Origin of the sequence: Sinorhizobium sp. M4_45 (assembly GCF_002885915.1) — a bacterium.
Lineage (GTDB): Bacteria > Pseudomonadota > Alphaproteobacteria > Rhizobiales > Rhizobiaceae > Sinorhizobium > Sinorhizobium meliloti_A.
Genome location: NZ_NWVE01000001.1, coordinates 602,192 through 618,424, shown reverse-complemented (window position 1 = coordinate 618,424; position 16,233 = coordinate 602,192). Strand labels below are relative to the sequence as shown.

The following is a 16,233-nucleotide window of genomic DNA, read 5'->3' as shown; positions in this document are numbered from 1 at the left end:
TTTCCTAGGCAAAACAGTAGTATGGGATGGTGACCGGGATCTGGACCCGGTTTCCTTCCTGGATTGGGCCTGATGCCCATGGCTCGCTGCTGATCGTGACCTTCACGCCAGAAGCAAACAGCGAACGGTTTTTGAAGAGCGAGATGATGGTCTCGACTGTCTCGAGCGCACCAATGATCCCCACGCCTACCGCGAACACGACTGAGACCTGGTAGAGCCCCCGCTTCTGCTGCGGGTCGTCTCCCAAGGTGATTTCCCGCGTCTGGTTTGGCAGGAACGAGACTGCCAGGTACTTCGACGGCATGGATTGCCCGGCGGCCGGAAACACGACGTTAGGTGCAGCGATGGGGAGCGCCGGCGTCATCGTAAGTAGATGATCGGTCAACGCCTTGAAGATGATTGCGTCGATACCGACCGCCATGTATCAATTCCTCATGTCCGAAAAGCTGACCGACAACCAGGCGCATGACTTGCTGACCAATGCGAGGATGACGCTCGCGCAGGCGACTGGTGAAACGGTTCGCGCTGAGACGGCCCTACGCGCCGCCGAGAAGTCGTTGATGCTGCTGTCCCTCGGGCTGCTAATGGCCGCCGAGGAAGGCAGCGACGGCAACCGGGCAATCAAAGACCAAACGCAGCCTTGACCTTCTTCGCGGTGCGGTCGACCGTCATTCCCCAATTCTGGACAGCAAGACGAACGAACGCATCCGGCGGCTGGCCATTGGCGCCGTACTCGCGGTGGCCCGCGTACGCCGCTGTGTAGCCGAAATACAGCGTGTCACCGATGGCTGCCCCGGCAATCACCGCTTCGATCTGCCCATCGTTATAGGTGTAGGCCCCGCCCTCGACCGGCTGGGCAGCCGGGTTGATTGATGGCATGGCGGCGGTGGACGCCATGAGCGAAGCCCGGAGGAACCCGGTGTCCACCCTCATCCGGCCGCCGGCGGCGCGAGGCGTCTGCATCTCGCGCACGATTTCCTTCGTGCTCTCCTTCAATACCGCCTCGACAGCCTCCGGCACCTTATCAGCCCATGCCGCGATTTGAGCGCTGAACTTGAGGTTTGCCATCAGGCCGCCCTCGCCCGGTAGCGCCGCAGGCCTGCAGCGATGTAGTCGACGTCATACTCGCACCAGCAGCGGCAGCCGGATATTTCGCTGATCGGCGCGCGCGGGTCGCCCGGATAGCGAAGCATGGCGCCGCTCGGACTCTGGAATACTTGATCGATGCCGACGGCTTGCCCATTCAAAACGCGGTGCGTGTGCCTCACCCGGTTGTCGCCGGCTGAATGCCATCGCTTGTTGACGTCCTGGGCCTGGACCTTCCCGGCCTCGATCTGCTGCCGCATCGCTTCATCGCGCGCGGAGCCGAGTGCCATCATGGTTTCGGTGCGAGCCAGCATTTCCCCGCGGAGAAGCAGGTTCTTATCGCGAAGCCTGCCGATGATCCGCGTCAGGGTTTCTCCGGTGACCGGCTTTCCAGCGCGTATCGCAGCCATAACGGTCCGGTCGAAACGCTTGTCGCGCGTCTTGAGCTCGAAATACCGGTTCATCAGGTCCGGGGCGCCGGAAGCAAGATGCAGGCGCGCCCGTTCGATAAACTCGAGCTGGTATCGCGTCAGGCCTAACACGCCGCCTTCTCGGCGGCCGGTGACGCGGTTCTGCCGGCCGACAACGTCGAGCGCCGTCGATCTCGGGTTGGCCCCGCGGGCAAGCCCCTGCTCCAGCGCCTGGCGGATGCCCTGCCGCTGGTCATCGGTGATGTGCGTGACCATCGTCGACGACAGGTCGCGGAGGATCGCCTCGGCAACGGGGTTGCGAACGCCGAAACGCCAGATAACACGCGCGCCATTCGGCTCGATCAGGTTCGGCAGCTCTCCGACCGCATTGATGCCGCCGGCGTTGAAGGCCTCGGTCAACGCCACATCAAGAGCCGAGAATGCCTCCGGCTCCAAGTGCATTGCCTCAATAGCGCCGTTGACGTCGCCGCACTCAAGACGCTCGATCACGCGCGCCAGCACGACCGACGAGCGAATTTCCTCGATTGCCTCACGAAACGCAGCCGCCAAGCGCGGTTCATACGTGGCGAGCAGCTCGTCGAAGGTCATGCATCGTCCCTAGCAAAGGTGACGGTGATCGCGCGCCGTGTGTTGGTCATGCCGACCGACTGCATCGAGGAGAATTCAATCTCAACCTTGACGCCATTCCGAACAATGGGAGGGACAACGTCGGCGAGATCGCGAACGGCCTCAACGGCATGCACGTTCGGATCTGTCTCTATGTCGAATTTGATCGATCCGTCCGCCATCACTTGGCCTCCGCTTTGGCGATCTGCTTCTCTGCCGTCTGATTGGCCGGCTTCACCAGTCCCATCTTTTCCAGCGTGGCCGCTTTGATTGCGGTAAGCTCCGGCTTGTCGCCGATCTTGTAGCGCTCGAAGGGCTTAACGACTTCGACTTTGATCTTGCTCATTACTGATCCTCTCACCACTTGGGCCAGTCGACCTTCGGGCCGACACTGGGTTTGATGACTTCCTTGGCGACTTTGTCGGCGATCTCACGTCCGTAGAGGTCAACCAGGACGGCAAATATCTTCGAAGCAGGCGCTTCCATGAGTTTCTGGAAGTTCTGTGCGGGCACGCTCATGCTGCGATCCTTCCTATGAAAAAGGCCCGCCGAAGCGGGCCTGTTGAGTAAGCGTTTCAATTGCCGACCTAGGGGCCTATTACACCCGGAACAGGTCCCCAGGGGCCCTGACAGAAGCATGAACTTCCTTGATAGCCAGGTTGATACATCATGCACATGGGCGCACGATTCATCGTGTTGTAACACGTCCGTCCCATCCCGCCCTGCACTTGTGTTACATGGATTGGTAAATTGATGTTCGTTTTTATGCTTCCGCCCTCAGGATCTCCGTGGATGCTCTGCCCCCCTTGCGCGACACAGCCGCACAAGATGAGTGAGGTTGAAACGACAACAAAGCGAAGCTTCATTCTGTCGCGCCTTCTGCAGCTGCTGAACTTTGGGCTGTTGACGCTGAGGTTTGCCGCGCCTCGCGCGTGCAGTTCGCCGTCATACCTGCGCAGACGTCGCCAACACTGACCGTGTTGCTGACTGTCCCTCCCGTGGCATTTCCCGTGACCGTGTGGCCACCCATCGCGCACGAACACAAAGTTGCGCTTAGCACCAACAGAATGGCTATAGTTGTTTTCTTCCTCATATGATTGAGCCCCTCATCTCCCCACAACCAAACAATATCACATGTACCGGAGGTGTAAATCAGCGACTAAAAATATACCTATGCGATTCTTCCTTGGACGATGAAGACGACCGGCGTGATGCCGTCGTATTTGTTCGGGTCGCCGTTGATGATGGCGTAGTCTTTCCCATTGGCGGTGACGACGTCGCCGACGGTCGGCTCGATCGGAAGACCGACCGCCGAGATGTAAATCTGCATATCCCCGCTGAGAATGACCGTTCCGTCGATGTAGCGGGTCTCATAGGCCATAGGCACGAGCGTGGCCGGATAGGCCGTCTCGACAGGATCGCCGCCGTAGACAGGATCCGGAGGCGTCACGCGCTTGACCGTACCGGCTTGACCATACTTGGCGATCAGGCGCTGCGCCGTCGCCTGCATCCGTGCATAGATCGGGTTCGCCATCAGACCACCAGAGCGCCAGGGATGCACGGCATGAGGAACGGCCAAAGCAATCCCTCGATCGTCGTCACGACAGGCGTGGCGAGTGAGACGAGATTGTCGATGTCCGTTGACGAAGAGGTTGAATACTCGACTTCAAGCTGCCCAATCTTCTCGCGCTTCACCGTTTGCGATCCGGTGACGACGGGCGAAAGGCTCCCCTGGTTCGTCAGCTCGAGGAATGCCGCCTCGTAGGAGGCGTTGATGATGGCGACCGGTGTTTCGTTTGAGGGGATCTCCTCGCCGTAGTAGGTCGTCGCGCCGGTGCGCGGCCATGCGCGCTCTTGGGCATACCCGCCGGTGCGCCGGCCGCTGAACTTCGGCTCATACCGATCGATCACCAGAGAACCGCGCTGGCGGGCAGCGGTTTTCTGTTCATCGGTCGTGCCATCGGGAAAGACATAGCCAGCTTCGGTTGCGTAAGACGTGAAGCCGTCGTTCGTGCCGTATCCAGCCATGTCGATCTCCGATGCAAGATTAGGCCCGGCAGATTACCGCCGGGCTGATTGTCAGGGCTGCGTCGCCAGCTCTTCGAGAGCAGCGACAATCTCGTCCTTGGTGGACGGGGTCTTTTCGCCGAGCAGCTTTTTAGCGGCCGACTTGAAGGACATGAACTGCACGTTCTGGTCCTTCGCCATTTCGAGCACTTCCAGTGCCGTCTTCGGGCCGTCGCCGTCCTGGTTGGCGGCAGCCTTGGAAGCGCCCTCGATCTTGAGGAAGCGAAGGCGCTTGGCCTTTTCGAGATCAACGCCCTCGAGATCGACGTCTCTGGTTTCGCCCGGCTGGATGTAGACCGCCCGCCCCTTCGAGCGGACGCCCTGCAGCGCTTTGCTGTTGTTGGTGACCTTCATGACCGATCCTCCGATTACGGTGCGGTGATTTCGTCGCCGTAGGCGGCAGCACCGGGCAGACGCCATTCGGTACCGCCGGTACGGGCGATGATGCCGGTTTCGAAGCCCATGATGGACTTCTGGCGCGGCTGGAGGACACGGCGCGGCATCGGCAGGTGGAAGCGGAGAACTTCCGAATCCCGGCGATACACGACCATGCGGCCGCCGCCGTCCTGGGAGGCCGTGGCGAGCTCGCGGAGCGGCTGGATGTCGAGCTGCTGGCCCGTTTCCGCCGTGTAGACGTTGTTGCGGCGGATGTACTCCAGGAGGGTCAGAAGGCCGTCGCCTTCGCCGAGACGGCGGGTAGCGATGAGACGGAACGCTTCCGGCGGCAGGCGGAGCGTGTCGACCCATTCCACTTCCGAGGTATTCTCGCGGACGCTGGAGATCAGGTCGTTGATGTCCCGGAGGATCTGGTCGTTGGTCTTGTTGACCCAGAAGGTGGACGAACCGCCGCCCCCTGCGCCATCCGCGGCAACGTCGACACGCGAGACCTGCGGGTCGTTGACAAAGCCGGTCCAGTTCTTCTCGGTCGTGCCGACCATGGCAACCGAGTTGAGCAGGCGCTCGACCTTGTCGGACGCCGACATGGCCTTGGTGCCGTTCAGGTCGATGCCGTAAAGGGCAGCCTGATTGACCTCCTCGAGGTTCCACTCCCAGCCGGAGCCGATCATCGCGAAGTCATGGCTGGCCATGTCCTTCGTTGCCTGGTTGAAGGGCATGTCGGTACCGGCGCCGGAGAGGAACTTCGCCTCGCCTGCGGTATCGACGGTGAAGAAGGTCGTGCCGATCGCCCAGGCATTCCCTTCCGTCACGACGGGCACGTGTGCACCGTAGTTGAAGGTCGGATAGCGCCGCTGGTAGATGCGGGTCTCGATGTTGCGCCCCTGCGCGATGACGAAGGGGAACGCGGCCTGCGCATCAGCGAAGGCCTGACGGATGATCTGGTTCATAGTTCAGGGTTCCTTTCGCGAGCCGTTACGCCTGATGGCGCAGGCCAAGGCTGATCTGGACGATGGCGCCATCGGTGCCCGATTCTTCGAAGAAGGCATCGGGGATTGCGGGGTTGGCACCCGTGTTGTCCGTGTTCGTGTAGCGGCCGGTGGCGGTCACATAGTAGACCGGGTCACCGGCAGCGACAGTTGCACCCGCGGTGACGTACATCGTGCCCATCGTCATGAAGGCGCCGGTGAAGTACTGCGGATAGGCGTCAGGGTTGCTGGCGCTCGGCGGTACCGCGGGATTGAGCACTGCGAGCCCGAGAAAGTCGCCGGTGGTGAGGATGGCAACGCCATGATTGCCGGCTCCCCGCTGAGCGGGAGCGCCGAACTTGATGCCGGCCGCCGTCTCGACAGTGCGGCTGACCTTGTTGCACTTCTCTTCGGAAGCGATCTGGCCTGCAAGCCCCTTCGCGGGAGCCGCGCCATAGGTGGTCTGGTAGGTAGCCATTGAAGCGCCTCCTTAGTTGGCTGCCGCAGAGGTCTTGCCGGCCTTCATGTCGGCGACCATCTGGGAATAGGCGTCGGTCACGACCTTGTCGGCGTCGCTGACCTGCGAAAGGCCATTCTGCACGACAGTGCGGAACGGATCGGAGCCGTTCTTGCTGGCGTCCTCGACGAGCATGTCGAAGCGAGCGTCGATGTAGGCCTCCGACTTGTCGGCGATGGCAGCATCGCCGAGCTTGGCGACGACGACAGCCTTGCGAATCGCCGCATCCGAGAGACCTTCGGTCTTCACGTCCTTGGCGATCGCATGCGCCTTGGTGATGAGATCAGCACGGGCCTGGACGCGCTTGTCGAGATCGGCGTCGGAAAGGATCTTGCCTTTCAGAGCATCGAGCTCAGCATCCTTCTTCGCCAGCTCGGCATCCTTGGCGGCCAGAGCCGTCTGATGGGCCTTCTCGGCGTCGGCGAACTTGGTGTTGGCGTCGGCAAGGCGCTGCTGCAGCGTGCCGATCACCGTGGCACCCTGGTCGGTTACTTCAACCGGGATGCCATCGACGGTAACCGTCTTCAGGGTCATGATCTTGTCCTCTTTCGGTTTCTGATCACTGGTGAACGGGGCAGCGCCCCACGACCTCACACCGTCGCCGATGCGAGCTTCTGATCCGGCGCGTCCGCGCTGCACGATGGCGACGTGGTTGATCCGGATATCCTTCTGGATGGCGTCGTACTTCTCGCCCTCGGGCGTCGTGCCCGGTTCCCATGCGAGATCGCAGGTGTAGCCGGCGGAAAGCTCACGCTTGCCGCCCTCGATGTCGCCGATGGTGGCGCCGTCCATGACTATGAGCGGGACGCGGACGAATTCACCGTCGCGGGCGACCTCGTCGCCGATCTGGCCGACGGAAAGCGCTTTCCAGTTCTCGGCCGTCACCGCCTCGTCCGGATGATCGTTCGTCACCGGCTTGTGCGCGTAGCTGCCGAGGCTGTCCTTATCAAAGACCTGATCCTCAGGACGGTAGACCTTTACCGTTGCCATTTCCGGCTTGCCGACCTCATGACCGGCATAGAGCTGGATGCCAGTGCGCGCGGTGCGCACGTCAGCAACAAGGTAGCCGTCGGCGGTCCGTCGCGTGCCCGCGATCGGCGCAAGGTCTGTGAACTTCATGGTTGCCTCGCCTCGTAGGGTAACCCGGAAGGGCTACATTGCCCCCAACAACTTGTCGTGGCAGCATATTAGCCATAGGTAAGATGGGGGGCTTCGTTATGAGAGCATTGGTTTGGTCGCTCATCGGCGCCGTCTCCTGGGCGTCGATTGCGCATGCGGAAAATACTTTCGGCACCGCGGAAATCACCATCTCAGACTCAGATGAAATTTCGATTCTGGCGGTCGGAGCCACTTCGAAGCTCGAGGCTGTGAACAGCACTTACGTCATCGGCGGCACGTTCGTGCGAGCGTCGGACGGCGTCCAGACACCAATTGAAGTGCACATACCCGAAGCAGTCACTACAGAAATGGCTTTTGCAACGGCCAAGGAGATGGGCATCGTTGTCACGCAGCGCATTACTGCGCAATTTCAAGCAGGCGAGAACAAAATTAATAAGGCGGTCTATTCGGTGTCCGGTGAACGCTCCGGCTCGATAATTATGACGGATGATCCCATTCCGATCATCGCTTACGTTCTAATCGCAGGTGTCGCATTGGTCATCGGTACCGAAACTGCCTCAGCCGTTATTTGCGAGGGCGAATACAAGCGGAAATACGAAATCAAACCGTTAGAAGGTACTTTCACTTTGGATTCCGAGTGCGTGAAGAAATGACGGTCGCGGCTTTTGTCACGCACGGCGGATCTCCTCGCCCACTATAGCCGCGCTGTGCTGGGTAGGATCGATTTCTTGCTCGGCGAGCTTGCCGTATTCCTCAATCGCTGCATCGAGGCCGGGCAGTGATCCGTCCTCAATGAACGTGTTGACCAGAGCATCGGAAACGGCTTCGCGCGGGATGATCTCCTGCCCCGTGCCGGATCCGACCAGCTGCCGAGCCGCATCGGCCTTCGTCTTGAAGACGTCGGCCTTCTCCTTCTCCGACATGCCCCAGAGCGGTGCCCATTCGTAGTAGATGTCCGGATCGCGGGAGCCGAGCGCGCTGCGAATGATGCACTCGTCGAGGCGCGCCATGGCAGGCGTCATCTCGACGGTCTGCATTGCCTGCAAGCGGTCGTAGTAGTTGCGCAGGTCGCTTTCGCCGGTCGCGTTCATGCCGGCCGGCGACTGGCCGAGAAGCCGGGTGGCCGGAATGTCGGCGGCGCCGGAAACGATCTGCAGGAAAGACATCAGCACATCAGGCAGCGTGGCGAAGCTGGCGGTCTTCTGCTCGTACTCCTCCTCTTTGTCGAGGAGCAGGTCGCCGTTGATGCCCTTGGCCGTGGCTGCGAGCGTGTAGCGCTCGAGGATCTTCGCCCGGTACCGCTCATCGCCAAGGTTCTGCATGAAATCCGGGATGCGGATCACGTTGACCTTCGCCTCGAAGACGAGGCTGGCGATGTTTGCCGCGGTACCGTCGGCCTGCTTGATCGCATCGACGACTGACAAGAGCACGCTGTCGCCCCAGCCGGCATAAGTCGTGGTGACGATGTCCTCGTCAGGCTGTTGGCTGCCGTTGAAGATGACCAGGCGCGAGGGATGGATTTCGACCTGGGTGCCGTCGGCGGAGTTCAACTGGTAGACCTTCGGTTTGCCGTACCATTCCGACGCCGGATCTCGATCGATTTCGCCGGCCGTGAGATGGCGCCGCGTCATGACCGTGAGGTATTTCAGACCGCCCTTCCCGATGCGCTCGACGTCAAGCGGCTGTGTCAGGTCCTGGTCGCCGGTACCGATGACCATCGCAGCGCCGCCCCAGAGCCGCGCCTTGATGCGGGTCTCCAGCAGCTTGCCCTTGAGGTTCAGCCGCTTCTCTTCCGCTTCGATTGCCTCGATCTGCGGCTTCTTCGCCTGCCAATCGCGCCAGGCGCGGATGCTGTCGAAGGCCGGGATATCGACGATCTTCCGGGGCAGCCACGCACCACGGTAGGCGTTGAGCAGCTCCTCGTCCGACAACATCGGCATCGAATAGACGTTAGCCGCTGCCTTGTCCCGGCCGGTGCCCAAGCTGGCGACCATGTTTGTCAGGCTGTCGCGGACGAACGCGATGATGTTGGCCATGTCCGCTCCTAAACATTCGACAGCGTAAACGTGGATCCGGTGATGTGCACGTTATCAGCCGCTATGACCGCATCAGCGAGATTGTGCGACTTCACGCCGAGGTCTTTCTTGAGCTTAGCCTTCGGCACCACCCGCTTCTTGCCCTCGGTCTCTACCCACCACGGTACGCAAAGCTCGGTGAACAGTGCATCAAGCTTTGCCTTGCCGACCTCAGAGGCGAATGACAGGATGTCTTCCGGCTTTATGGGCTGGCCTCGCGTCACTGCATTGAAGGTGAGCATCGCCCGGCGCGCCGTATTGGCCCACGCCTGCGCCTTTAGGTTCAGATACTCATCTTTGTTGAGCGGGCTGTTCTTGTTGAAGGGATCGCTCGGTTTGTCGCCATCCATCACGGCGCCCCCGGCGTGGAATGCGTAGTGCCTTACCTTCGCTCCATCGACCTTGTTCTGCTCGTCGATGTATCCGCCGACGAATGCCCCGACGCCGATTGTGTCGTATGAAACCGTGGCTCCGGCATGCTTGGCCTTCGTCCAGACCTTCTTGGCGTTCTGGACGAGTTGGTCTTTATCCGACGACCAGTCCTCGGCGTCGACGAATACGCCCTCGATCTTATCAGCGGTCGCGCTCTTGTCCTCGCCGTCGTCGGCGGGGTCGAAGCCGATGATGTTGCGGCCGGTGAGGCTGACCTTCAGGACCTTGTGCGCATCGACACACGCGTCGAGCCAGCGGCGCTTGAAGATCGAAAGCTCGCTGTCGCCGAGCGGCACGCCTCGATAGACGTGCTCGAACATCTCCGGGTCGCGTTCCTGCATCGCCGCGATATCGCGCAGCGCCTTGGCCGAGAGGAACGGGTTGGAGGTGTAGTTGATCTGCTTGACGATGCAGTGCGGTGGCGTGTTGACGACGAAGTTCTTCCAGACGTAGTCGGTGACGAACTTCGGGTTGAACAGCAGGATAGCCAGGCTGTCTTCCTTGCGGATGGTCGGCCCGATGACCGTCCATTGCTCTTCGGTCAGCTTTTCGGCTTCTTCCACCCAGAGGATATCGACGTCGGACGTTCCCTTGATGTCCTCAAGGTTTCGCTCGATGCCGTAGAAAATGAACTCCGCGCCAGTCCTGCGATGGATGATCGTCGTCTTCTGCACGTCGAAGACTTTGCTGAGCCCGAGATGAGCGATCGCCCATTTCAGTTCGGTATAAACCGAATCCTGAATGCGGTTCTGGAAGCGGCGGATGCAGAGAACCCGCATCTTGACGCCGACATGGTCGACCAGGCGCACCAACTGGCACGCCGTGTCTCGTGTCTTTGAACTTGAGCGTCCACCGTGGAGAACCGCGATGTCCGCCTGTCCAAGGAAGACCTGTTCCCAAAAGTCGTGAAGCGCGGGGTTGGTGAGATGGGTGGTGGCGTCTAGCTCTTTTCGCTGCGCAGCACTTCCCGCCATGTTCTTGTCTCGGTCTGTATCGGGGCGCCGTCAGGTCCGGAGTGCTCGTGCCGCTCAACGAACATGCCAAGGTGCTTCCCGATATCCACGAGAGCGCCCTTCTTGTCGTGAAACTTGATCTTGATGCCGCCGGTCGAATTCTGGCTGATCTCGGCAATGGCCGCGGCTGTGTCGTCGTCGATCTCGTCGCTCGAAATCAGCTGGACGTTGTTGGTGACGACGTTCTTGATCACGAGGACGTCACCGCCATCCGGGTTATCCTCTTCGGTCACCAGCGTGCCCTGCCATTTGATCGCCTTGCGGATGTCGGCGAACCCGATCTTGGCCAGCTCTGCCAGGACGCGCTCTTTCGTGATGGCGAGCTTGTCTATGGCCTTCTCGGTGGCTTTGCGCTCCACCGTCTGCTCCCATTCCAAAAGTTCGGCGACGCGTTGTCTGATGTTGTCTTTCTGCTGTAAACGCGAAGCATTTCCCCGGTCAGGCTTGAAGCCTGCTTCCGCATACGCGTCATCTGCTGTCTTGCCTTTGGCGAGCGCCTGCGCGAACTTCTCGTGCCGCGCGTTTTTCAGGACGGGCATGTTTCAACCTTGGGGGAATTGAATGGATAGAGATACTCTTCGCTTTATGCGCGAACGCTTCAATGCTGAGATCGAACACGCGGAGCGGATGATCGAGTTCATCGAGAAATACCGCTTTGTGCTAAAGGACGTCACGGACACCAGAAGCGACGACGAGATCATGGAAGAGCAGAAGCAAATGCATCTTCGTCTCATTGAGAACTACTCGCGTTATCTCAGCGCGCTGGACAAGAACCTCGCGTAAGGGGAGCGGGGCTGTGGCCTCATGCTGAGGCTTCAGCCTCGCGCTTGAAGAACAGCACCCAATGGTAGGTATTGCGCGGTACCGCCTGGACGAGGGCGTATCCCTCTGCCGCCTTCTCGTTGATGAAGGCTTGCATGCTCTTGAGGCCGTCTGGGCCCGTGTCGAATTTCTCGACGAGATAAAGCTGCATTTCGCGCTCCTGGGGAAGAACAGAGTCGGGCCACGGTTTTCGTGGATTTGCGCTTGCAAAACCACGAAAACCGTGGGATAACCCCCTTGCACGAATGCACCACTCTGGAGATCAATCAATGACTGGAAATGCCCTCAAGCAGCTGCGCAACTGGGTACCTCTCACTCAAGCCGCCTTCGCCGAAGAAATGGGTGTGCCGCTGCGCACCTACGAAGATCTTGAAACTGGCAAGACTGCGGTTCGCCCGGTTCACATCCAGGCTGGCAAATGGGCCGTTCTGAAAACCACCGCCGACGGCATTAAGGGAGCGCATCTCCCCAACGAGCTTGCCGATGTTGCTGCAAAAGCACTGGAAAATGTCGCGCTTCACGACGCCTGCCCCGTTTGCGGGCGCCCAGGCACGTTACAGGCACCGCGCACAGGCGGAGACTACAGCGAATATACCTGCCAAAATTGCAGTACATTCCGCATCAGTGGTACCGCTGAAGCAATGTGGGACGGTCAGTCTCGTCTTCAGCGGTTCCGCGCACTCGCCAAGGCAAAGTCCAAAACTGCCCCTGACAGCGTTGAGACGCCAATGATCTCGTCCTATGATCTGAAATGACGAAGGCGTCCACCCTACCGCATAGACGGCGGTCATTCGGTGGTCGCGCTTGCCCAGTCAATCCCAACGCCTTGCGTCGCGCCTCCAATGATCCACGGCGTGGCGCATCGCCTCTTCTCGTCCGCAGCCGTGCTTGTCCATGTAGAAACGGATCAGCGATAGCCGGCGGTCCTCGTCCATAATTGCAAACACGTTTCGGAACTGCAGCTCAACCCCGGAGATTTCCGGCTGGCCGCTGCCAAAGCGCTTGCTCAACAGCCAATAGACGAGACTGCCGACGACTACGGCAACCGCCGTGCCGACTCCGATCTCTAATAAGGTGAAGTCTGACGAGAAAATGGGCGCATTTCTCCTATGCACCGAGTGTGAGATCTCGGCAGCGGTCCGGCGAGTGTTCCCTCATTGAGGTCCGCAACTGAACAACCGCAAATCACTGCAGGAAACCTATACGGCTTTGGAGAGATTTTCAACCTCCGCGTCAGCGGTGAGGCTGCTCAATTCACTGATAATTTTCTGCACGCGCTCTTTGATCTGTGGGCTTAGAGAATCTATAGCCCTTTCCGCCTGGTCGACCATGGAGACGCGAGCTTTCCGGCCTTTCGGCAGGATCTTTCGGAGCTGGCCGCGGAGGTGCTGGATTTGCTCGTGGCGCTCGTTCTCCTTCCGGCAGTGCTGCTCGTAGAGGAAGGCCTGCCGGCGCTCGTGTTCGGCGAAGTACAGCGCCTCGATGGTCCCGTCGGGAAATTCGAGAGGTCCATAGTTGGCGCCGCGCAGGAAGCACACGACGCCGTCGACGCGGCGGAGCTCCTCGAAATTCAGCCTCGGCAAGTTCACGAAGGCATAGCCGACCAGGAACGGGAACCGCTTCTGCAGGATCTGTTTCGTCCGGTGGTGCCTCAACTCGGTGTAGAACGACGGCATGAAAATGTCGAAGCCGTCCTTGCGGCAGTTCCGCTCGATGATGGATTCCATGCGACGGCCTTCCGGGAGGCGCTCGTCGACGGCCGCCATACGCTGATAGCCCGGGGCCGTCCTGATTGCATACCAATGTGATCTGCTCATGCTTGTCCCTCGTTCTTTTTCGGCAATGATCTGGCCTGGTGATTTCGGCAGTAGCGGCCCGTCGTTTCCGCCGCACAGAATAGGTACGGGCCACCGGTGTTGAGAGGCCAGCAACATTCGCAGGCCGTTAGTTCGTGGAGAAGCTTTGCGCGTTTGAGCCGCTCGGCATCGTAGGCCGTTGACGGGATCTTCGGTTCCGGCGGAAGTTCCGGAGCCAGTTCGCGTGTCCGTCGTGCCGGCTCGCGCTTAGAAGGCACCAGCTTTCGCTTCAGGCGCGGGGGAAACCGGTCACGGTTGCGATACGCGATGCCGATGACGACGTTCCGTGACACTCCGAATCTGCTCGCGATCTGAGCTGCCGATAAGCCCTCGCTCCAAAGCTTGGCAGAAGCCTCGATGTCGACGGTGCGGTGCTGGATGGTCATGCCGCGCGCTCCTCTTCCGTTGGCTCCGCCGCCTCGATCTCGGCCTTGACCTTGCCGCGATACGCCATCTGCTCCGAAGTGACCTCGCGGGCATCAGGGAGCGCCAGCATGCGTGCCAGCTCGTCAGCTCGCTCCGGCGAGATCGATGCGGGCTGAACGTTCAGCTTGGTCTGAATCCTGCTGCGGTTGACGCGGACAGCGATCGGCGACCAGACCTCGTCGATAGCCCAGAGATGGACCGACCCTGCCGGCAGTTCCCGCGATTTGGCGAGCTGGGCGAATTCCAGATGGTCAACGCCCTGGGCGACGAGGGAGAACCCCTTGGCGGCCAGTTCGTTGGCCCGATCGCGCTGGGTGGCCCGCAAGTCCATCAGGCCATGAGCGTTCGGAAGCGTCCTGCTGACGCTATCCTGCACGGCTCGCATCGTTTCCTGCTTCCGAATCCGATCCTCACGGATGAGACGGCACTCGGCATTGGCCATTGCCGAAAGCTCCGCCGGGAGGGGGATGAACGCCTTGTTGATGTTCTCGTATTCGCCGCGCTTCAGCTTCACGTAGGCCCGTCGCAGCCCGAAGACCGGCACGTTGCGGAGGGAGAAGCGATATTCCTCGACAGGGTTCTCAGCCGTGATGGATTCTGAGATCCGCATGCCGCCACTCATGAGGCCCTCGATGCACTGGGCGATGTCGTCGGGGTTGGCCGGCGCGAGCTGTTCAGTGAGAACGGAAATCTCCTGCTGCAATGTCGACAGTTGGGCCGGCAAATTGGTCATCTGGTTCACCGTAGAGTTCTCGTTTCAGCCTTGCGTGGATGTCGTGGTGGCGTTGCATGGAAGGGCTTTGCGGGCGCGGAGGCGATTGCGCTTGCGGATGCTGGCGCCCTCCTCCGCGGTCCTGATCGCGAGTGAGCCAGGAGACGACGAAGCGCTTCATGCCCTTGCTCGTCTTGCGGTTCTTGGGATTGGCGTTGAGCCAGGAGCGCATCGCTGCGAGCTGCTGGCGAACGTTCACCGCAGGGAAGGCCTCTGACCACTCGGCCAGGTCTGCCTCTGTGATCGGAACCATGTCGCCATTGACGGTAGGAAGCTCGATCACGGTCGGCGACGAAGGGGTGGCCGGAGCGGATTTTTCCGGCTCCGGGCAAACATCCGAACGGAGTGAGGATGTATTATCTCTGGTTATGGTATCTGGAGAATGCTGTGGCAAAACGCTAGCATTTGCTAGACGTGCTTCTTTATCTTTCAATGCCTTAGAGCTTCCACCCTTAGCCCCGGCGTCGGCTCTCAACTGCGATTTTCTCTCGCTTTTTTGCAGCTCTTTCGTCAGGCGATTGTGGCAAATTTCGCCGTCGGTGACATCGAAGAAGCCGATAAGGTCGGCCTCGATCGCCTTCCACTTCTTCACGCTCATGCGGACGACGCGTGCAAGTTTCGCATCGTCGTTCGGTAGGCGGCCGCCGGCATTCCACATGGCCATGAGCAGCAGCATGTAAGCGCCGATCTGCTCGGTACTCAGATGCAAGGTGTCGCCGATGAAATCGGAGACGTAGAGCTGCATAAAGGGGCGTTCACTCATAGGAAAAGCCCCTGTTGCTCATCGTATCGCTCGGCCGTTTTGACCGACCGCCTGTAGCGGTCGAAAGACGTTTTGCGCCAAATCTGAGGTGAATTGGCCCATCGTGCGACGTCGCGGAGCAGCTGCTTGTTCCAATCGAACCGAGGGAAAGGCGTACGCTCAAGAGCGTTGAGCTTCATGTAAGGCTGGACGTGCGGCTCTCCGCCCCAGGCTATGACCTCTTTGATCCGCTCCATGCATGCCGCGACCGGCTCATTGCCGATGAGCACGTAGACGCGTTTCCGACGAGGCGAGACATCGCGAAGCATCCGCATGACGCGTTCGACATAACAGCGTTCGTGATGGTCGTCGTAGGCGAAGCGCCAAGGGCCTTTGTTGATGCGTGACCACCTGACGAAGCAGTCCTCGTCAAAGGTCCGGGGCTCGAAACCGCTATTGGCGTCGAGGAGCGGGACTCCTTCTCCGAGATACCGCTCGATAATGAAATTCTGATAATCCGCCGGAAGCCCTGAGAGATTGTTGTCGCAAAGGATCGGCCGAACCGGGAACTCAGGCAAAAGCGTGAATTCTTTGCCCTCCATCTTTGGCACGATGCAGAACCAGCACCCGACAGGGCACCCGCGACTAGCTATAGTTGCCGCCGGATTGTGCCTCGAAACGGCATCTGGGACGTCGCCGCCGATCTCTGCCACGTCTGCCAGGAAGTGCTTGCGGGTGAAGATGCCGGGACCACCGGCCCGAACCTTGTAGCCAAGAGCTCGATAATAGACGGCGCGCTGGTATGCGTCGTTGAGCTTCCATGTGAAGGCGACAGACAGATAGGCGGTGTCACCCTCAGTCCATTCAGCTAGTCCGCCTATCCAGCCCGGTTTCGCCGTTACCAT

At 60.2% G+C, this 16,233-nt stretch carries 26 protein-coding genes; 4 read left to right on the top strand and 22 right to left on the bottom strand.

The genetic code is table 11. The annotated features are described in order from the left end of the window. Positions 1-4: 4 nt before the first annotated feature. Entirely contained in the window at positions 5-421 is a 417-nt protein-coding gene (locus CN933_RS03095) for a phage tail terminator-like protein (protein WP_102761269.1), read from the bottom strand. Here CN933_RS03095 and CN933_RS03090 point away from each other — a divergent pair. Next, on the top strand, positions 420-644 hold the full coding sequence (locus CN933_RS03090) for a hypothetical protein (protein ID WP_102761268.1): 225 nt from the start codon (positions 420-422) through the stop codon (positions 642-644). The genes CN933_RS03095 and CN933_RS03090 overlap by 2 nt on opposite strands. Here CN933_RS03090 and CN933_RS03085 read toward each other — a convergent pair. The 11 genes from CN933_RS03085 to CN933_RS03045 form a co-directional block, all read right to left on the bottom strand. Then, complete coding sequence (locus tag CN933_RS03085) at positions 622-1,068, bottom strand: hypothetical protein (protein WP_102761267.1); 447 nt, start codon at positions 1,066-1,068, stop codon at positions 622-624. The genes CN933_RS03090 and CN933_RS03085 overlap by 23 nt on opposite strands. Then, the gene (locus tag CN933_RS03080; RefSeq protein WP_102761266.1) at positions 1,068-2,105 is read right to left on the bottom strand and encodes a phage minor head protein; all 1,038 of its coding nucleotides are present in this window, start codon (positions 2,103-2,105) and stop codon (positions 1,068-1,070) included. Before CN933_RS03080 ends, CN933_RS03085 begins: the two co-directional genes overlap by 1 nt. Further along, positions 2,102-2,305, bottom strand: a complete 204-nt coding sequence (locus CN933_RS03075; protein ID WP_102761265.1) for a hypothetical protein — start codon at positions 2,303-2,305, stop codon at positions 2,102-2,104. Before CN933_RS03075 ends, CN933_RS03080 begins: the two co-directional genes overlap by 4 nt. Continuing rightward, positions 2,305-2,469, bottom strand: a complete 165-nt coding sequence (locus CN933_RS31445; RefSeq protein ID WP_180980688.1) for a hypothetical protein — start codon at positions 2,467-2,469, stop codon at positions 2,305-2,307. Before CN933_RS31445 ends, CN933_RS03075 begins: the two co-directional genes overlap by 1 nt. 11 nt (positions 2,470-2,480) lie before the next feature. Further along, positions 2,481-2,642 (bottom strand): hypothetical protein, encoded by a 162-nt coding sequence (locus CN933_RS31440; protein ID WP_180980687.1) that lies wholly within the window; start codon positions 2,640-2,642, stop codon positions 2,481-2,483. Positions 2,643-3,294: 652 nt separating this feature from the next. Then, the gene (locus CN933_RS03070; protein WP_102761264.1) at positions 3,295-3,657 is read right to left on the bottom strand and encodes a hypothetical protein; all 363 of its coding nucleotides are present in this window, start codon (positions 3,655-3,657) and stop codon (positions 3,295-3,297) included. Beyond that, entirely contained in the window at positions 3,657-4,151 is a 495-nt protein-coding gene (locus tag CN933_RS03065; protein WP_102761263.1) for a DnaT-like ssDNA-binding protein, read from the bottom strand. The genes CN933_RS03070 and CN933_RS03065 overlap by 1 nt, the downstream gene beginning before the upstream one ends. Before the next feature lie 51 nt (positions 4,152-4,202). Beyond that, positions 4,203-4,544 carry a hypothetical protein gene (locus CN933_RS03060; protein WP_102761262.1) on the bottom strand — a complete coding sequence of 114 codons (342 nt, stop codon included), beginning with the start codon at positions 4,542-4,544 and terminating at the stop codon, positions 4,203-4,205. A 14-nt stretch (positions 4,545-4,558) separates the two neighbouring features. Continuing rightward, entirely contained in the window at positions 4,559-5,536 is a 978-nt protein-coding gene (locus CN933_RS03055; protein ID WP_102761261.1) for a DUF2184 domain-containing protein, read from the bottom strand. A 25-nt stretch (positions 5,537-5,561) separates the two neighbouring features. Beyond that, a complete protein-coding gene (locus tag CN933_RS03050) occupies positions 5,562-6,032 on the bottom strand; it encodes a structural cement protein Gp24 (protein ID WP_017265451.1) in 471 nt (156 codons plus the stop codon). Between the two features lie 12 nt (positions 6,033-6,044). Continuing rightward, the gene (locus tag CN933_RS03045) at positions 6,045-7,190 is read right to left on the bottom strand and encodes a DUF2213 domain-containing protein (protein ID WP_102761260.1); all 1,146 of its coding nucleotides are present in this window, start codon (positions 7,188-7,190) and stop codon (positions 6,045-6,047) included. 98 nt (positions 7,191-7,288) lie between these two features. Here CN933_RS03045 and CN933_RS03040 point away from each other — a divergent pair, with 98 nt between their 5' ends. Further along, positions 7,289-7,843 carry a hypothetical protein gene (locus tag CN933_RS03040; RefSeq protein WP_146032652.1) on the top strand — a complete coding sequence of 185 codons (555 nt, stop codon included), beginning with the start codon at positions 7,289-7,291 and terminating at the stop codon, positions 7,841-7,843. A 15-nt stretch (positions 7,844-7,858) separates the two neighbouring features. On the opposite strand, the gene CN933_RS03035 is transcribed toward CN933_RS03040, so the two are convergent. From CN933_RS03035 to CN933_RS03025, 3 genes are read right to left on the bottom strand one after another with little or no spacing between them, the layout of a single operon-like run. Beyond that, entirely contained in the window at positions 7,859-9,226 is a 1,368-nt protein-coding gene (locus tag CN933_RS03035; protein WP_102761258.1) for a phage portal protein, read from the bottom strand. Positions 9,227-9,234: 8 nt separating this feature from the next. Continuing rightward, positions 9,235-10,671 carry a PBSX family phage terminase large subunit gene (locus CN933_RS03030; protein WP_245425061.1) on the bottom strand — a complete coding sequence of 479 codons (1,437 nt, stop codon included), beginning with the start codon at positions 10,669-10,671 and terminating at the stop codon, positions 9,235-9,237. Further along, on the bottom strand, positions 10,638-11,249 hold the full coding sequence (locus CN933_RS03025; protein ID WP_027989944.1) for a terminase small subunit: 612 nt from the start codon (positions 11,247-11,249) through the stop codon (positions 10,638-10,640). The genes CN933_RS03030 and CN933_RS03025 overlap by 34 nt, the downstream gene beginning before the upstream one ends. A gap of 22 nt (positions 11,250-11,271) precedes the next feature. On the opposite strand from CN933_RS03025, the gene CN933_RS03020 reads away from it, so the two are divergent. Beyond that, positions 11,272-11,493 carry a hypothetical protein gene (locus CN933_RS03020; RefSeq protein ID WP_146032651.1) on the top strand — a complete coding sequence of 74 codons (222 nt, stop codon included), beginning with the start codon at positions 11,272-11,274 and terminating at the stop codon, positions 11,491-11,493. Between the two features lie 19 nt (positions 11,494-11,512). On the opposite strand, the gene CN933_RS31435 is transcribed toward CN933_RS03020, so the two are convergent. Continuing rightward, the gene (locus CN933_RS31435) at positions 11,513-11,683 is read right to left on the bottom strand and encodes a hypothetical protein (protein WP_180980686.1); all 171 of its coding nucleotides are present in this window, start codon (positions 11,681-11,683) and stop codon (positions 11,513-11,515) included. Between the two features lie 118 nt (positions 11,684-11,801). Here CN933_RS31435 and CN933_RS03015 point away from each other — a divergent pair, with 118 nt between their 5' ends. Beyond that, positions 11,802-12,287 (top strand): helix-turn-helix domain-containing protein, encoded by a 486-nt coding sequence (locus CN933_RS03015; protein WP_102761256.1) that lies wholly within the window; start codon positions 11,802-11,804, stop codon positions 12,285-12,287. A gap of 57 nt (positions 12,288-12,344) precedes the next feature. On the opposite strand, the gene CN933_RS03010 is transcribed toward CN933_RS03015, so the two are convergent. The 6 genes from CN933_RS03010 to CN933_RS02985 form a co-directional block, all read right to left on the bottom strand. Next, entirely contained in the window at positions 12,345-12,647 is a 303-nt protein-coding gene (locus tag CN933_RS03010) for a hypothetical protein (RefSeq protein ID WP_102761255.1), read from the bottom strand. Between the two features lie 84 nt (positions 12,648-12,731). Then, entirely contained in the window at positions 12,732-13,349 is a 618-nt protein-coding gene (nusG, locus tag CN933_RS03005; RefSeq protein WP_102761254.1) for a transcription termination/antitermination protein NusG, read from the bottom strand. After that, the gene (locus tag CN933_RS03000; protein ID WP_102761253.1) at positions 13,346-13,774 is read right to left on the bottom strand and encodes a GcrA family cell cycle regulator; all 429 of its coding nucleotides are present in this window, start codon (positions 13,772-13,774) and stop codon (positions 13,346-13,348) included. Before CN933_RS03000 ends, nusG begins: the two co-directional genes overlap by 4 nt. Further along, the gene (locus tag CN933_RS02995; protein WP_102761252.1) at positions 13,771-14,547 is read right to left on the bottom strand and encodes a hypothetical protein; all 777 of its coding nucleotides are present in this window, start codon (positions 14,545-14,547) and stop codon (positions 13,771-13,773) included. The genes CN933_RS03000 and CN933_RS02995 overlap by 4 nt, the downstream gene beginning before the upstream one ends. Continuing rightward, the gene (locus CN933_RS02990) at positions 14,489-15,349 is read right to left on the bottom strand and encodes a YdaU family protein (protein ID WP_102761251.1); all 861 of its coding nucleotides are present in this window, start codon (positions 15,347-15,349) and stop codon (positions 14,489-14,491) included. Before CN933_RS02990 ends, CN933_RS02995 begins: the two co-directional genes overlap by 59 nt. Continuing rightward, positions 15,346-16,233, bottom strand: a complete 888-nt coding sequence (locus CN933_RS02985) for a hypothetical protein (RefSeq protein WP_102761250.1) — start codon at positions 16,231-16,233, stop codon at positions 15,346-15,348. The genes CN933_RS02990 and CN933_RS02985 overlap by 4 nt, the downstream gene beginning before the upstream one ends.

What these genes read in the sequence shown, in the direction of transcription:
- CN933_RS03090 (WP_102761268.1), top strand. Translation starts at nt 420, where the DNA reads ATGTATCAATTCCTCATGTCCGAAAAGCTGACCGACAACCAGGCGCAT.
- CN933_RS03095 (WP_102761269.1), bottom strand. Translation starts at nt 421, where the DNA reads ATGGCGGTCGGTATCGACGCAATCATCTTCAAGGCGTTGACCGATCAT.
- CN933_RS03085 (WP_102761267.1), bottom strand. Translation starts at nt 1,068, where the DNA reads ATGGCAAACCTCAAGTTCAGCGCTCAAATCGCGGCATGGGCTGATAAG.
- CN933_RS03080 (WP_102761266.1), bottom strand. Translation starts at nt 2,105, where the DNA reads ATGACCTTCGACGAGCTGCTCGCCACGTATGAACCGCGCTTGGCGGCT.
- CN933_RS03075 (WP_102761265.1), bottom strand. Translation starts at nt 2,305, where the DNA reads ATGGCGGACGGATCGATCAAATTCGACATAGAGACAGATCCGAACGTG.
- CN933_RS31445 (WP_180980688.1), bottom strand. Translation starts at nt 2,469, where the DNA reads ATGAGCAAGATCAAAGTCGAAGTCGTTAAGCCCTTCGAGCGCTACAAG.
- CN933_RS31440 (WP_180980687.1), bottom strand. Translation starts at nt 2,642, where the DNA reads ATGAGCGTGCCCGCACAGAACTTCCAGAAACTCATGGAAGCGCCTGCT.
- CN933_RS03070 (WP_102761264.1), bottom strand. Translation starts at nt 3,657, where the DNA reads ATGGCGAACCCGATCTATGCACGGATGCAGGCGACGGCGCAGCGCCTG.
- CN933_RS03065 (WP_102761263.1), bottom strand. Translation starts at nt 4,151, where the DNA reads ATGGCTGGATACGGCACGAACGACGGCTTCACGTCTTACGCAACCGAA.
- CN933_RS03060 (WP_102761262.1), bottom strand. Translation starts at nt 4,544, where the DNA reads ATGAAGGTCACCAACAACAGCAAAGCGCTGCAGGGCGTCCGCTCGAAG.
- CN933_RS03055 (WP_102761261.1), bottom strand. Translation starts at nt 5,536, where the DNA reads ATGAACCAGATCATCCGTCAGGCCTTCGCTGATGCGCAGGCCGCGTTC.
- CN933_RS03050 (WP_017265451.1), bottom strand. Translation starts at nt 6,032, where the DNA reads ATGGCTACCTACCAGACCACCTATGGCGCGGCTCCCGCGAAGGGGCTT.
- CN933_RS03045 (WP_102761260.1), bottom strand. Translation starts at nt 7,190, where the DNA reads ATGAAGTTCACAGACCTTGCGCCGATCGCGGGCACGCGACGGACCGCC.
- CN933_RS03040 (WP_146032652.1), top strand. Translation starts at nt 7,289, where the DNA reads ATGAGAGCATTGGTTTGGTCGCTCATCGGCGCCGTCTCCTGGGCGTCG.
- CN933_RS03035 (WP_102761258.1), bottom strand. Translation starts at nt 9,226, where the DNA reads ATGGCCAACATCATCGCGTTCGTCCGCGACAGCCTGACAAACATGGTC.
- CN933_RS03030 (WP_245425061.1), bottom strand. Translation starts at nt 10,671, where the DNA reads ATGGCGGGAAGTGCTGCGCAGCGAAAAGAGCTAGACGCCACCACCCAT.
- CN933_RS03025 (WP_027989944.1), bottom strand. Translation starts at nt 11,249, where the DNA reads ATGCCCGTCCTGAAAAACGCGCGGCACGAGAAGTTCGCGCAGGCGCTC.
- CN933_RS03020 (WP_146032651.1), top strand. Translation starts at nt 11,272, where the DNA reads ATGGATAGAGATACTCTTCGCTTTATGCGCGAACGCTTCAATGCTGAG.
- CN933_RS31435 (WP_180980686.1), bottom strand. Translation starts at nt 11,683, where the DNA reads ATGCAGCTTTATCTCGTCGAGAAATTCGACACGGGCCCAGACGGCCTC.
- CN933_RS03015 (WP_102761256.1), top strand. Translation starts at nt 11,802, where the DNA reads ATGACTGGAAATGCCCTCAAGCAGCTGCGCAACTGGGTACCTCTCACT.
- nusG (WP_102761254.1), bottom strand. Translation starts at nt 13,349, where the DNA reads ATGAGCAGATCACATTGGTATGCAATCAGGACGGCCCCGGGCTATCAG.
- CN933_RS03000 (WP_102761253.1), bottom strand. Translation starts at nt 13,774, where the DNA reads ATGACCATCCAGCACCGCACCGTCGACATCGAGGCTTCTGCCAAGCTT.
- CN933_RS02995 (WP_102761252.1), bottom strand. Translation starts at nt 14,547, where the DNA reads ATGACCAATTTGCCGGCCCAACTGTCGACATTGCAGCAGGAGATTTCC.
- CN933_RS02990 (WP_102761251.1), bottom strand. Translation starts at nt 15,349, where the DNA reads ATGAGTGAACGCCCCTTTATGCAGCTCTACGTCTCCGATTTCATCGGC.
- CN933_RS02985 (WP_102761250.1), bottom strand. Translation starts at nt 16,233, where the DNA reads ATGGTAACGGCGAAACCGGGCTGGATAGGCGGACTAGCTGAATGGACT.